Consider the following 13,425-nt stretch of genomic DNA (forward strand, 5'->3'; position numbering starts at 1 on the left):
CCTTTCGTATGGCTGACCGGTCGGTTGCCGGGCGGGCCGTGAGCTTTGCCACCATAGGCCTTGCTCGCCTCGTCACCGGCGTGCGAGGCAATTGGCTGGGTTGCCTGCCGTCGACAGCGCCTCGCATCTATTTCGCAAACCATAACAGCCATGGCGACTTCATCCTGGTCTGGACCGTGTTCCCGGCCGGCTTGCGCGCCTCAGCCAGGCCCGTCGCCGCGCGTGATTATTGGGAAGCCGGAACGCTGAGGCGTTTCATCGCCCGCAGCGTCTTCGATGCCGTGCTGATCGACCGCGAGGCCATCACGCGCAGCGTCGATCCGATCGGGCAGATGAGCGATGCACTCGAAGCCGGTTCCTCGCTGATTCTCTTCCCGGAGGGCACGCGCAATACCGGGGACCGCCCGCTGCTGCCTTTCAAGTCGGGACTCTACTGGCTCGCCAGGCGCCAGCCGGGAATCGACCTCGTGCCGGTGTGGATCGACAACCTCAACCGCGTCATGCCCAAGGGTGAGTTCCTGCCCGTGCCCTTCCTGTGCACGGTCACCTTTGGCGCGCCGCTGCGCCTGGCTGTCGGCGAGGAGCGGCAGGCCTTCCTCGACCGGAGCCGTGACGCCCTGCTCGCCCTGCGGCCGAAGGAAGGGGAGGAGGCATGATCGTCGACGGCCACGCCCTCATGCTCTTCGGCGGCATCGTCGCCTTCCTCTTCCTGGCATCGGCCGTCGGCTGGCTTCTCGGCCGCAAGGCCGGTCCGGAAGGCAATCCCGGCATCGACAATCTCAATGCCCGCATCCGCGCCTGGTGGGTGATGGTGGCGCTGATGGCCGCGGCCTTCCTGCTCGGCAAGCCAGGCGTGATCCTTCTCTTCGCCTTCGCCTCCTTCGCGGCGCTGCGGGAATTCCTGACGCTCACGCCCACGCGCCGGGCCGATCACCGCACGCTCTTCGCCATGTTCTTCGTGGTGCTGCCGCTCCAGTACTATCTGATCTGGATCGAGTGGTACGGGCTCTATTCGATCTTCATCCCCGTCTATGTCTTCCTGCTGATGCCGATCCTGATCGCGCTGCGGGGCGACACGGCGAAGTTCATGACGCGGGTGGCCGAGATGCAGTGGGGCGTGATGATCGCGATCTTCTGCATTTCCCACGTGCCCGCGCTGCTGACGCTGGACATCCCTGGCTTCGAGTCGCGCAAGCTCCTGCTCATCGCTTTCCTCGTCATCGTCGTGCAGATGAGCGACGTCCTGCAATATGTCTGGGGCAAGCTGTTCGGCCGCCACAAGGTGGCGCCCAGGCTCTCGCCCTCGAAGACCTGGGAAGGCCTTGTAGGCGGGGTCGCCAGCGCCACGCTGCTGGGCGCATGCCTGTGGTGGATTACGCCCTTCACCGTCATGCAGGCGGGGGTCGTCGCGTTCGTGCTTACATTGATGGGCTTTTTCGGCGGGCTCGTGATGTCGGCCATCAAGCGCGACCGCGGCGTCAAGGATTGGGGCCATCTGATCGAGGGGCACGGGGGCATGCTCGACCGTCTCGATTCCGTCATCTTTGCCGCGCCGATATTCTTTCACTTGGTTCGGTATTGGTGGACGGTATAAATGCCAGTCATCGCTCCCGCGGTGGCGCCATGCGCCGCCTGGTGCGACATCCCGTCGAACAAAAGTCCCCCACCGTAAGGAAATCCCATGTCCAATTCCGTTCTGTTCGGCACGTTCAAGGGCGCCGACGTGTTCGAGGTCACCCTGCGTTCGGATGCCGGGGCAGAAGCCAGGATCATCTCCTACGGCGGTGTCGTGCGCGATCTCCTGGTGCCATCCAAGGCCGGTCCGCAGCGCGTGGTGCTGGGCTTCGAGAAGTTCGACGACTATCCCGAACACTCTCCGCATTTCGGCGCCGTGCCGGGCCGTGTCGCCAACCGCATCGGCCTCGGCCAGTTCACGCTGGATGGCGTGACCTATGATCTTTCCAAGAGCCATGGGGGGCCGCATACGCTGCATGGCGGCGCGACCGGCTTCGGCAAGCGCGTATGGTCGCTGGTGCAGTCCGACGAGCGCTCCGCCACCTTCGTGCTGGTCTCCGAGGATGGCGACATGGGCTTCCCCGGCCGCGTGGTGACGACCTGCACCTACCGCCTGCTCGAACCCGCGACGCTCCAGGTCGTCTTTGCCGCCACCACCGACAAGGCGACGCCGGTCAATCTTGCGCAGCACTCCTATTTCAATCTCGACGGCTCGCCGGACGTGCTCGATCATCGCATTCAGATTGATGCCGATTTCTATACGCCGACCGATGCGGACCTCATCCCCACTGGCGAGATCCTCTCCGTGGCGGGCACGCCCTGGGATTTCCGCGAGGAACGTAGCTTGCGCCTCGACACGTCGGAGGGGCCGTTCAAATATGACGGCAACGTCGTTTTGCGCTCCTCGGGCGTACTGGCGCGTGCAGCGCGGGCATGGTCGCCCAAGAGCGGCGTGAGCCTTGAAACCTGGACGACGCAGCCCGGCGTCCAGCTCTACGACGCCGCGAAGCTGGACATTCCCGTACCGGGCCTTGGCGGCGCGACCTATGGCGCCTTCGGCGGCTTCTGCCTGGAGACCCAGAATTTTCCCGATGCGGTCAACAAGGCGCACTTCCCCTCGTCCATCCTGCGGCCGGGGCAGGTCTATCACCACGAGACGCAATATCGCTTCGGACAGGTGTAGCCCGAAGCGCCGGTTTTTTCTGGGGCAGACATCCTGTCCGCGCCAGGATCTCGCCCTGCCTGCAGGGATTCACGCCGGGGGAAACTGGAAGCCGGGGGTCGAGCGGGAGAGAGCCTCTTCCTCGGCGTCCATCTCCGCTTCGATCCCTTCGAACAGGGGCGTCGTCATGTAGCGCTCGCCGGTGTCCGGCAGCATGCACAGGATCACCGATCCCTCGGGCGCCCTCTCGGCTACCTGGCGGGCGACCGCGAAAGTGGCACCCGCCGAAATGCCCACGAAGATGCCCTCCTTCTGGGCAAGCGCCCGAGCCCATTTGACGCCTTCGCTTCCCGGTATGGGGACGAGTTCGTCATAGAGGCTCTTGTCGAGCGCCTCCTGCAGCACCTTGGGTATGAAATCGGGGGTCCACCCCTGGATCGGATGCGGTTCGAAGGCGGGATGGCTGACGGCGGGCGATCCATCGGCCTCTCGCTCCTGCTTCTTGCCGCTGCCGATCAGCTGGGCATTGGCGGGCTCGCACAGCACGATGCGGGTTTCCGGACGCTCTCGCCGAAGGACGCGCCCCACGCCTACGGCGGTGCCGCCGGTGCCGTAGCCCGTCACGAAGCAGTCGAGACGCTTGCCGGCGAAGTCGTTGATGATCTCCCGGGCGGTCGTCGCCTCGTGGATGGCGGCATTGGCCTCGGTTTCGAACTGATGGGCCAGGAACCAGCCATTGGCCTCGGCGAGTTCCACGGCTTTGCGGTACATGCCGAAACCCTTCTGCGCGCGCGGTGTCAGAACCACCTTGGCACCCAGCATGCGCATCAGCTTGCGCCGTTCCACGGAGAAGCTGTCCGCCATGGTGACGACGAGCGGGTAGCCCTTCTGGGCACAGACCATCGCCAGGCCGATGCCGGTATTGCCGCTGGTGGCCTCGACGACGGTCATGCCGGGCTTGAGCGCACCCGTGCGTTCGCCGTGCTCGATGATGCTGAGGGCGAGCCTGTCCTTCACCGATGCGGCGGGATTGAAGAATTCGGCCTTCACATAGATCGTCGCGTGGGAAGGCGCGAGATTGTTGATGCGGATGGCGGGCGTGTCGCCCACCGTCTCCAGAATACTCTCGAAAAGGCGGCCTCGGCCGGCTGTCGCCCTGGGTTCGCTTTGCTTGGTCATTTCAGCCTTTCCTTGTTGTCATGCAAACCGACACGGAAAAGTGGTAGCATCCAGCCGTGACGTGAGCGTCGGGCCCTTCGTTCGACGAGGAGCCGCTAGGCCAAGGCCCCCGCCAACTTCAGCCGCCCCACCTCCATCCCGTTCCAGTTTCTTTGGACGGGAGCGAGGTATGGCCCCAGGGCTCCGGCTTCGGAGTGCGACAAGGGCAGCAGTTTGGCGATGACGCCGGCCATCATGAGTTCCGATGCCCGGGTGCCGCCGTCGTCGCATTTGAGGGCGACGCCATAGCCGAGCTCGGGAAAGCTCGCGCAGAATACACCTTCCGCGCCGGTCTTCACGAACACGCGCTCGCCGAAAAGCGCCATGATGCCCGTGTCGAAACGCTTTGTTCCGGCCACGAGGAAGGGATCAGCGGCGACGGCCTTGCGGATGCGGGCCGCGGCCCGGGAGCGCTCGGGACCGAGATGCGCGCCCGTGCCGAAGCGGGCGAAGCCGCGGGCCACGCCCGCGAGCGGTGCGGCCTGGGTCGGAATCGAACAACCATCGATGCCCACGCCGTTGCCCGAGAGTGCCGCACCGCTCATCTCGTTCACCGCACCCATGATTTCCCGCATCACCGGGTGGCTCGCCTGGATATAGCCCCTGGGGTCGCGAGCCTCGGCGCAGGCGACGCAGATGAAGCCTGCGTGCTTGCCGGAACAGTTGTTGTGCAGCGCGGACGGCTTTTCCCCGGCCCGGATGAGGGCTTCGGCGGCTTTACGGTAGCTCGGCGGATGGATGCCGCATTCGAGGGTGCCGACGTCGCGACCCACCTTCGCCAGCATGCCGACGGCCGTTTCGACATGGCGCGCTTCGCCGCCATGCGAGGAGACGGCGAGGGCGATCTCGGCGTCCGTCAGCCCGAGCCTGTCGGCGGCTCCGGATTCAAGCAGCGGCAGGGCCTGGAAAGCCTTCACGGCCGAGCGCGGGAAGACGGGACGTTCGACGTCGCCGATCGCCAGCACGAGCCTGCCCTCGGCATCCGAGACGGCCACTGCCCCGGTATGACGGCTTTCGACCAGACCGCCACGCAACAACTCAGCCAGAACGGGGTTCGACATCGATACTCGCTTTCATGGCAGGCCGGTCGGAGGCCTGAAATACCGGTCTCTCCCGCAGCGCCGCATTGATCGACGCCTCGGGAAGCCTTATCTAAGCGCCATCATGCTTCGGAGGAAGGCTCATGTTGGACAAGACCGCGCAGAAACTCGAATTCAAACGTGAGGCCGCCTATGTGAACGGGCAATGGATCGCGGCCGACAGCGGCAAGACCTTGTCCGTAACGAATCCCGCCACCGGCGAGTTGATCGGTTCCGTTCCCGATTGCGGCAAGGCAGAGACGGCTCGCGCCATCGAGGCGGCGAACGCGGCCTTTCCCGCCTGGCGCGCCAAGACCGCCAAGGAGCGCGCCAAGATCCTGCACAAGCTGGCCGATCTCGTGGAAGCCAATGCCGATGCCCTCGGCGTGCTGCTTACGGTGGAACAGGGCAAGTCGCTTGCGGAGGCAAAGGGCGAGGTCAACTTCTCGGCCGCCTATGTGCGCTGGTTCGCCGAGGAGGCGCAGCGCATCTATGGCGACGTCATTCCTTCGCCTTGGCCGGGCCGCCGCATCCTCGTCACGAAGGAGCCTGTCGGCGTCGTCGGCGCCATCACGCCGTGGAACTTCCCGTCCTCGATGATCGCGCGCAAGCTCGGCCCGGCGCTCGCGGCCGGTTGCACCATCGTGATCAAGCCGGCGCTGCAGACGCCCTATTCCGGCCTTGCCTGGGGTGCGCTCGCCGAGATGGCCGGTATTCCCGCTGGTGTGGTGAATGTGCTCACGGGCTCTGCGTCCGCTATCGGCGGCGAGCTGACCTCCAATCCGCTGGTGCGCAAGATCACCTTCACCGGCTCGACGCCGATCGGCAAGCTCCTGGTCGAGCAGTCCGCCAAGACCTTGAAGAAGGTTTCGATGGAACTCGGCGGCAACGCTCCCTTCATCGTGTTCGACGACGCCGATGTCGACCGGGCCATCGAGGGTGCGATGATCGCCAAGTACCGCAATTCGGGCCAGACCTGCGTGTGCACCAACCGCTTCCTCGTGCAGGCCGGCATCCACGACAAGTTCGTTGAGAAGCTGATAGCCGCTTCCAACGCGCTCAAGGTCGGCAACGGCCTGGAAGCGGGCGTGCAGCAGGGCCCGCTGATCGACGAGAAGGCGGTTGCCAAGGTGGAAGAGCACCTCAGTGACGCTGTTTCCAAGGGCGCCAAGGTGGTGGCCGGTGGTAAGCGCCATGCGCTCGGCGGAAGCTTCTTCGAACCCACGGTGGTGACCGGCGTGACCCCGGACATGCTGGTGGCGCGGGACGAGACCTTTGGCCCGCTTGCTCCCGTGTTCAAGTTCGAGACCGAGGAAGAGGCCGTGCAGATGGCCAACGACACGGAGTTCGGGCTTGCTTCCTATTTCTACACCAAGGACCTTGCCCGCGCCTTCCGGGTCGCTGAGGCGCTGAAATACGGCATGGTCGGTGTGAATGAGGGCCTCATCACCACGGAAGTCGCCCCCTTCGGCGGCGTCAAGGAATCAGGCATGGGCAAGGAAGGCTCGAAATACGGCATCGAGGACTATATCGACGCCAAGTATGTCTGCTTGGGCGGACTGGGCTGAACCGGGCCACACAGTTTAGGAGGGGCCGGCAAGTCCGGCCCTTTTCCTATTGTATCGCGGAGCGCTCCCTGGGAAGCCAAAAGCTGCCGCTATGACGTGTTGTCTTGCCGGGGCCGTTTCATCGATCCCGGTCCAGCTGCCTGTGGTTGCTCCCGGGACGACGCCTGATTTGTTCCGCCTCAGCCAAACCGCCCGGTGACGTAGCGTTGTGTCTGCTCGTTTCGGGGGGTAGTGAATAACGTCTTGGTCCTGTCGAACTCGACGATTTCGCCCAGATACATGAATGCGGCATAGTCGGATATGCGGGCGGCCTGCTGCAGATTGTGGGTGACGATGACGATGGTGTGATCGACCTTCAGTTCTTCGATCGTCTGTTCGATCTTCGCCGTCGAAATCGGGTCCAAGGCCGAGCACGGTTCGTCGAAGAGCAGGATCTCGGGCTCCATGGCGATGGCACGCGCGATGCAGAGGCGCTGCTGCTGGCCACCGGACAATTCATAGGCGCTGGAGGCGAGGATGTCGCGGACTTCCTCCCACAGGGCAGCCCGTCGCAGCGCTGCTTCGACCTTGGCATCGAGATCAGCCTGCGGGAGTTCCCTGGCGAGGCGCACGCCAAGCGCGACATTGTCGTAGATCGACATCGGAAAAGGCGTTGGCTTCTGCGTAACCATGCCGATGCGGGTGCGAAGCGCGAGCACATCGCAGGACGGCGCCAGAATGTTCTCGCCATCGAGGAAAATCTCCCCCTCGACAAGCTGATCGGGATAGAGGTCATCCATGCGGTTGAACAGCCGCAGAAGTGTTGATTTGCCGCAGCCCGAAGGGCCGACCAGCGCCGTCACCTTATGGAGGTAGAACGGCATGCTGACATCGCTCAGCGCCTTCTTTGCCCCGTAGCGAAAGCTCACATGGCTGACAAGCAGCTTTGCGGCCGGCTGAGGCGCGCCGTCTCCTTCGTGGAAGTCCGGTTTTCCGGCCGGCGTTTCGTTGGAGAGAACCCTCTGCTTTCCGGGCCGGGAGGAGAGATCCGATGGCATGGTGTTGGACACCCTGTTTCGCTGCCGGGACAGCATGACGGACGGAGGAGAGGGCGCCTTGCGCCAGATCAGTCATGAAAATGTGACACTTGCCGTGCGGCTTCGGGACTTTTCAACCGACGCCCGAAACGAGTGACATTTTTGCCGACATCGCGGAAAAAGCGACGGCGATCGCCTGCTTTTTACTCGCGCACCGGCCCGTTGCCTCATTTTCGCCCGTTCACTGACTATTCACCCCTTTGGCTGCATTGAGTGCGGCGCAGTACAGGGATTGGGTATCGATGCGGGTCGCCTCGCTCTTCGTTTTGTTCGTTTCGGCTTTGACCCTGGCGGGTTGCGTCGGGATCGATGACGATTCCGGCGATACGACCGCGTCCCTCAAGCCGGTTCTCACCACCACCGCCAGCAACGACCGGTCGGCAGGGGCCACTCCTCTCGGCATCTGGCGCGGCGGCATGACCATGCTGGCGATGACCACGCGCAACCGCACCGGCAACGAAGAGCCCTGGTTCGGCACGGGCCGCGCCTCTGATCCCACGGCGGCGCGCGTGGTGATGTATCCTCCGTCCAAGACGCTTCTTGCCAGCGTCAATCCGATCTCGTCGTCCGGCTGGACAATCGCCGGCGTAAGCCCGCTGTCCGGCGATCAGCCGGCCACGGCTCTCGCCACGCAGGCCGAAGGGCGCGACGTGCTCGTCTATGTGCATGGCTATAACGAGACCTTCGACAGCGCCGCCACGAGCTACGCCCGACTGGTCGACGGTATAAAGTTCTCGGGCGTACCGGTGCTGTTCTCCTGGCCATCCCGTGCGGCTCTGCTCGATTACGTCACCGACAGGGACAGCGCGATGTGGTCCCGCGACGCGCTGGAGGACACGCTCACCGCCCTTGCCAACGACCCGAAAGTCGGCCGCATCAACCTGATCGCCCATTCCATGGGCGGCATGGTGGCGATGGAAGCGTTGCGCTCGATGTCCGACCGCATGGGCAGCACTGTCGGCGATCACTTCGGTGCGATCGTGCTCGCCAATCCCGATGTCGATACCGACCTCTTCAAGCGCCAGATGAAACGCCTGTCGTCGCTTTCCTCCAAGATGACGGTGATCGTATCCTCCAACGACCGCGCCCTCGAGGTCTCCACGAAGCTGGCCGGCGGTGTTCCCCGTGTCGGCTCGGGCGATAGCGACACGCTGCGCCAGACCGGGGTGAAGGTGGTGGATGCGTCCGATTTCGGTTCCGGCATCATCAACCATGACATCTTCATGAGTCGCGAGGAAGTCCGCGCCGTCGTCGCCCGCGCTATTGAGAACGCCGACGAGTAGCAACGAAAGCGGCGAGCGCCCTTCATCTTCGGGAGCAGGCCCCCGAGAGGCCCCTCGCGCCTATTCCGCAAGCTCTCCCCTCACCCGCGCCACCGTCGGGCTCTTTCGTGCGGCGTGCGCTCGGACCCGAGAGTCCCGCCTGCGGGATCAGCATACTGTCGCTCGCGCGATCGGGCTGCGAGCAGTGCCCATTACTCGATCCTTCTGAATTTCACGGCTCCACCGCGATCGCCACGATTCCAGCACCTGCCGTAACTGAGAGGTGGGTTGCTCTTTTGCAACACCAGAGAGGTATTGGTTATTAAGTTATCACATAATGATCTATTTTTATCATGAAATGATCAATTGTTTATTTTTTGTACTTGAGTTTGATTTTATGCTTCTCCAGCATGGAAATATCATACCTACTTGTGGCTTTTGGGTCGTATATATTCTTGAGAAAGATACGAAATAAGCTCGCAAGTCTTTGGTGGCTGGAGAGGTGGGCATTTCTATGCGCAAGGGGCGTTATTCTGATCTGGTCCATGTAAAGAGCAATATTTCGAGTTCATCCGGTCTGAAATCAAAGCTTCGAGCTCAGGGGCTCCTGTCGGTGGGCTCCATGCTGATTGTCGGCTTGGCAGGCCCCGCTTGGGGACAGACCGTCATCGACGGTGGGCAGACGGTCGATGTTCCTGGAACCTATTCCTCACCTTGGAATGTGCCGGCGGGCAATCTGGAGATAGGCGATACGGGACAGGGCACTCTCAATATTACCGACGGCGGGTTCGTAACCACTGTTAGCGGCTACGGTATGGTCGTCGGCCTGTTCGGCACCGGGCAGGGCACGGTCAATATTTCAGGCGTAAGCCCGAGTGGGGCGGCCTCGGAACTGCAAGTGCCGTGGTTGATAAGTGTCGGTACCTACGGCCAGGGAACGATCAACGTTACCGATGGCGGCCAGCTCGGCACTCTCGCCGCGATCATCGGTGAGTACCCCGGCGGGCTGGGTACCATCAACGTCAGTGGCATCAACACGGATGGCACCGTCACGAGCTGGCACGATTCGTCTCTGATCGAGGTCGGACGTGGTGGCACGGGAAATCTCAACGTTACGGATGGGGCCTCCGTCACAACTGACGGAAGCGTGCTTGCGGGGACGTTTTCCGAGACCGGTGTCGGGGTCATCAGTGTCGATGGGGTGAACGCCAACGGCCAGTCTTCCTCGATAACCAGCACGAGCGATGCCTATATCGGCTATATGGGCAGCGGTACGCTGAACCTCAGCAATGGAGGGGTGTTCAACGCTCCATCGATACAATTGGCGGTCGAGGAAGGCAGCACCGGTATCCTCAATATTGGTACGGGCGGGCTCTCCGGCCAGTTGAGCAGTGCGACGGTAAATGGCGGCGCCGGTGCCGCCACGGTCAATTTCAATCACACGGACGACATCGTATTCAGCCCCACTCTGACGGGCAGTCTGGCTGTGAACCAGGCGAACTCAGGCATGACGACCTTGACGGGAGCCAACAGCTATACGGGTGCGACGATGGTCTCAGCCGGTACGTTGCAGGCCGGAGCGGCGGGTGTCTTCAGCCCGAATTCGGATGTCGCCGTTACCGGCGGCACCCTCGATGCCAACGGCTTCGACCAGACCGTTGCCTCGCTCACCAATGCCGGTATCGTCGCTACCAACGCTGCGGGTACGTCGGCTGGCACGACGCTGACCGTCACGGGAGACTATGTCGGCCGGGGCGGTGTCGTCCGGCTCAATACCGTGCTGGGCGACGACAATTCCCTGACCGACAAGCTCGTGATCAATGGCGATGCCTCCGGCTCGACGACTCTGGCGATCCATAATGTCGGCGGCACCGGGGCGCAGACGACGAACGGCATCGAGGTGGTCGTGGTCGGGGGAAACTCGACCTCGGATGCCTTCCATCTCAACGGGGCGGTGGCGGTCGGCGCCTATGACTACGGCCTCTACTTCCAGGATCTCGCCAAGACCGACCAGAACTGGTACCTGCGCTCCACGGGGCAGGCCACCGCCTCGACGCAGACTGCGCTGCCCTATGCGGACACGCTGGTGAACTATGCCGAGGCGACGCTGGGCACGCTGCAGCAGAGGACCGGCAACCGCGTCTGGCCGAACGGCACGCCGCCCGAGGCGATCTGGTGCAAGGACCCGTCCCGCAACTTCCGCTGCACCCCGACCGGCGAGCAGAACGCCTCCTATGCCGACGGCAGGCCGGTGATCTACGGCCAGGGCGCCTGGGGGCGCATCGGCGGCCAGTATGCCTCCTACGATCCCAGGACAGGCTCGGCCTACACCCAGTCCCTCGGCTTCCTGCAGGCCGGCTATGAGGGCGTGGCCCATGAGAACGGCTCGGGCGAACTGACGCTCGGCGCCTTCGCCACCATCGGCACCTCGCGCGCCGAGATCGACGTCTCGCCCGACCCGGTGACCAAGGCGGCGCGCAGCGGCAAGATCACCTCGACCGGCTACGGGCTCGGCGGCAACCTGACCTGGCTCGGCCAGGACGGCTTCTATGCCGATGCGGTCGGCCAGTTCACCTGGTATGAGTCGGACCTGTCCAACAAGGCGGGCGGCGGCAATTCGGGCTGGTCCTCGGTGCTGAGCCTGGAGGCGGGCAGGCGCTTCGAGCTCGGCTCGGGCTGGGCGCTGGTGCCCCAGGCCCAGCTCGCCTGGGCCCATGTCGACTTCGACAGCTTCACCGACCTCAACGGCGCCCGCGTCGCCCTCGGCGACGGCGACAGCCTGAAGGGCCGGCTCGGCCTGCGGGTCGAGAACCTGGCCAGCTGGAAGAACCAGCAGGGCAGGACCGACCGCCTGCAGCTCTACGCCGTCGCCAATCTGAGCTACCAGTTCCTGGACGGCACCTCGGTCGAGGTGGCCGGCTCCTCCTTCACCCAGCAGAACAAGCGCCTGTGGGGCGAGGTCGGCCTGGGCGGCAGCTATGCCTGGAACGATGAGTGGAGCCTCTATGGCGAGGCCGACTATGCCGCCGCCCTCTCCTCCGGCTCCGGCGACAACTATGCCCTCAAGGGCACCGCAGGCCTCAGATACAGGTGGTGAGAACCTCGGGGGCTCTACAGCAAGACAGGTCGGGGCGGAAACGGTCCGGCCTTTTCCTGTGTCAGTGATCGACCAAGGGAAGGCAATCGACGTGTCGAACAGCATGCGAACCGGACATCTACGCATCGCCGGGGTGGTGGCCCTGATCGGTCTCGGCCTGGGGGGCTGCGGGACGAGCGCGGACCGGGCTCCCTCCACGCTGGAGGCATCGTCGCGCTTTTCGGGGGAGCGATTCCCGGTGCGCCTGATCAATCGCGCGCGCTTTCCCGCCGACTTCGCCATCACCGAGGTCGACTATCCGAGCCAGGAGCCCGCCGGCACCGTCATCGTGCAGACGCAGACCGGCAAGCTCTACCTCATCGAGAGCAACGGCAAGGCACGACGCTACACGGTGGCGGTCGGCAAGGCCGGCTATGGCTGGAAGGGTGTCGCCGCCATCCAGCGCAAGAGCGAATGGCCGGCCTGGTACCCCACCGACGACATGCTCTCCACCGCCCCCGGCATGCCGCGGCAGATCCCACCCGGCCCGGACAACCCACTCGGTGCCCGTGCCCTTTACCTCTATGCCGACGGCAAGGATACGCTCTACCGCATCCACGGCACTAGCGAGCCCTGGACCATCGGCACCCAGGCCTCCTCGGGCTGCATCCGCATGTTCAACGAGGATGTGATCGATCTCTACGCCCGCACCCGCCCCGGCGCCAGGGTCGTCGTCCAATGACGCCGCGCCTGATCCAAAACGGTTGCGCTCCAGGGGCGCGTCCCCGTTTCGTTTTCCCCATAGAAAGAAATCCATGTTGAAGATATCCCTGAGTTCCGCCCTGGTCCTGCTGCTGGCCGGTGCTGCCGCAGCGCAGACGTCCAAGCCCCAGGCACCGGCAGCCGCCGCGCCCGCTCCGGCTCCCTCGTCCCTGCCGGGCGGAGCCAGCTCGATTCAGGAAACATTCGACGACTGGCGTGTGATCTGCGCTTCGTCGAACGGGACCAGGCAGTGCATGATCCAGCAGTTGCAGTCAGACGCCAAGACGGGCCAACTGGTGCTGGCAGCCAAGCTGGCGCCTTCGAAAGGTGCCGCTTCCGGCGAGTTCGTGATGCCGTTCGGCCTGCTATTCGAGGTGGGGGTGGCCCTGTCCGTCGATGCCGGCCCGGCAGGCAAGCCGCTGGCGTTCAAGACCTGCCTTCCCGCCGGCTGCATCGTGCCGGCAACCCTCGATGCCAGCACGGTCGCTGCCCTGCGCAGCGCCCAGCAGTTGAAGCTCACCGCCAAGCCGGTTGTCTCCAATGCCAAGCCACTGGTGTTCTCCATCTCGCTCAAGGGCTTCGGTGCCGCCCTCGATCGGGCGGCCGCAATCCAGAAATGACCCTGACCGCGTTCGCCAGCCTCATCTGAGCTTTTGCGGCCACGTCGAAATCGGCCCGAGACCTGCAATCGCTGGAGACGTGATTCT

Annotated in this window: 11 protein-coding genes; 8 read left to right on the forward strand and 3 right to left on the reverse strand. The window is 64.0% G+C overall.

The window, feature by feature from the left end:
• Positions 1 to 8: 8 nt before the first annotated feature.
• The 3 genes from AC6H34_RS18490 to AC6H34_RS18500 all read left to right on the forward strand — a co-directional run bounded on the left by AC6H34_RS18490 (position 9) and on the right by AC6H34_RS18500 (position 2,698).
• Complete coding sequence (locus AC6H34_RS18490; protein WP_497539684.1) at positions 9 to 656, forward strand: lysophospholipid acyltransferase family protein; 648 nt, start codon at positions 9 to 11, stop codon at positions 654 to 656.
• A complete protein-coding gene (locus AC6H34_RS18495; protein WP_448148454.1) occupies positions 653 to 1,594 on the forward strand; it encodes a phosphatidate cytidylyltransferase in 942 nt (313 codons plus the stop codon). Before AC6H34_RS18490 ends, AC6H34_RS18495 begins: the two co-directional genes overlap by 4 nt.
• 87 nt (positions 1,595 to 1,681) lie before the next feature.
• The gene (locus AC6H34_RS18500) at positions 1,682 to 2,698 is read left to right on the forward strand and encodes an aldose epimerase family protein (protein ID WP_497539685.1); all 1,017 of its coding nucleotides are present in this window, start codon (positions 1,682 to 1,684) and stop codon (positions 2,696 to 2,698) included.
• A 69-nt stretch (positions 2,699 to 2,767) separates the two neighbouring features.
• Here AC6H34_RS18500 and AC6H34_RS18505 read toward each other — a convergent pair whose 3' ends face one another.
• Positions 2,768 to 3,856 carry a PLP-dependent cysteine synthase family protein gene (locus AC6H34_RS18505; RefSeq protein WP_497539686.1) on the reverse strand — a complete coding sequence of 363 codons (1,089 nt, stop codon included), beginning with the start codon at positions 3,854 to 3,856 and terminating at the stop codon, positions 2,768 to 2,770.
• A gap of 95 nt (positions 3,857 to 3,951) precedes the next feature.
• Complete coding sequence (locus tag AC6H34_RS18510) at positions 3,952 to 4,956, reverse strand: asparaginase (protein WP_497539687.1); 1,005 nt, start codon at positions 4,954 to 4,956, stop codon at positions 3,952 to 3,954.
• A 122-nt stretch (positions 4,957 to 5,078) separates the two neighbouring features.
• Here AC6H34_RS18510 and AC6H34_RS18515 point away from each other — a divergent pair, with 122 nt between their 5' ends.
• The gene (locus tag AC6H34_RS18515; RefSeq protein ID WP_497539688.1) at positions 5,079 to 6,542 is read left to right on the forward strand and encodes an NAD-dependent succinate-semialdehyde dehydrogenase; all 1,464 of its coding nucleotides are present in this window, start codon (positions 5,079 to 5,081) and stop codon (positions 6,540 to 6,542) included.
• 179 nt (positions 6,543 to 6,721) lie between these two features.
• Here the strand turns inward: AC6H34_RS18515 and pstB are convergent, their stop codons facing one another.
• Positions 6,722 to 7,579, reverse strand: coding sequence for a phosphate ABC transporter ATP-binding protein PstB (gene pstB, locus AC6H34_RS18520; protein WP_497539689.1), 858 nt, complete (start codon positions 7,577 to 7,579; stop codon positions 6,722 to 6,724).
• Between the two features lie 281 nt (positions 7,580 to 7,860).
• Between pstB and AC6H34_RS18525 the strand changes: the two genes are divergently transcribed.
• The 4 genes from AC6H34_RS18525 to AC6H34_RS18540 all read left to right on the forward strand — a co-directional run bounded on the left by AC6H34_RS18525 (position 7,861) and on the right by AC6H34_RS18540 (position 13,338).
• Complete coding sequence (locus AC6H34_RS18525) at positions 7,861 to 8,901, forward strand: alpha/beta hydrolase (protein ID WP_497539690.1); 1,041 nt, start codon at positions 7,861 to 7,863, stop codon at positions 8,899 to 8,901.
• Positions 8,902 to 9,502: 601 nt separating this feature from the next.
• Complete coding sequence (locus AC6H34_RS18530; protein WP_497539691.1) at positions 9,503 to 11,977, forward strand: autotransporter family protein; 2,475 nt, start codon at positions 9,503 to 9,505, stop codon at positions 11,975 to 11,977.
• A gap of 91 nt (positions 11,978 to 12,068) precedes the next feature.
• Positions 12,069 to 12,698, forward strand: coding sequence for a L,D-transpeptidase (locus AC6H34_RS18535; RefSeq protein ID WP_497539692.1), 630 nt, complete (start codon positions 12,069 to 12,071; stop codon positions 12,696 to 12,698).
• Between the two features lie 73 nt (positions 12,699 to 12,771).
• On the forward strand, positions 12,772 to 13,338 hold the full coding sequence (locus AC6H34_RS18540) for an invasion associated locus B family protein (RefSeq protein WP_497539693.1): 567 nt from the start codon (positions 12,772 to 12,774) through the stop codon (positions 13,336 to 13,338).
• Positions 13,339 to 13,425 lie beyond the last annotated feature (87 nt).

The organism is Labrys sp. ALF-8, assembly GCF_059699065.1.

What these genes read in the sequence shown, in the direction of transcription:
- AC6H34_RS18505 (WP_497539686.1), bottom strand. Translation starts at nt 3,856, where the DNA reads ATGACCAAGCAAAGCGAACCCAGGGCGACAGCCGGCCGAGGCCGCCTT.
- AC6H34_RS18530 (WP_497539691.1), top strand. Translation starts at nt 9,503, where the DNA reads ATGCTGATTGTCGGCTTGGCAGGCCCCGCTTGGGGACAGACCGTCATC.
- AC6H34_RS18495 (WP_448148454.1), top strand. Translation starts at nt 653, where the DNA reads ATGATCGTCGACGGCCACGCCCTCATGCTCTTCGGCGGCATCGTCGCC.
- AC6H34_RS18525 (WP_497539690.1), top strand. Translation starts at nt 7,861, where the DNA reads ATGCGGGTCGCCTCGCTCTTCGTTTTGTTCGTTTCGGCTTTGACCCTG.
- AC6H34_RS18540 (WP_497539693.1), top strand. Translation starts at nt 12,772, where the DNA reads ATGTTGAAGATATCCCTGAGTTCCGCCCTGGTCCTGCTGCTGGCCGGT.
- AC6H34_RS18490 (WP_497539684.1), top strand. Translation starts at nt 9, where the DNA reads ATGGCTGACCGGTCGGTTGCCGGGCGGGCCGTGAGCTTTGCCACCATA.
- AC6H34_RS18515 (WP_497539688.1), top strand. Translation starts at nt 5,079, where the DNA reads ATGTTGGACAAGACCGCGCAGAAACTCGAATTCAAACGTGAGGCCGCC.
- pstB (WP_497539689.1), bottom strand. Translation starts at nt 7,579, where the DNA reads ATGCCATCGGATCTCTCCTCCCGGCCCGGAAAGCAGAGGGTTCTCTCC.
- AC6H34_RS18500 (WP_497539685.1), top strand. Translation starts at nt 1,682, where the DNA reads ATGTCCAATTCCGTTCTGTTCGGCACGTTCAAGGGCGCCGACGTGTTC.
- AC6H34_RS18510 (WP_497539687.1), bottom strand. Translation starts at nt 4,956, where the DNA reads ATGTCGAACCCCGTTCTGGCTGAGTTGTTGCGTGGCGGTCTGGTCGAA.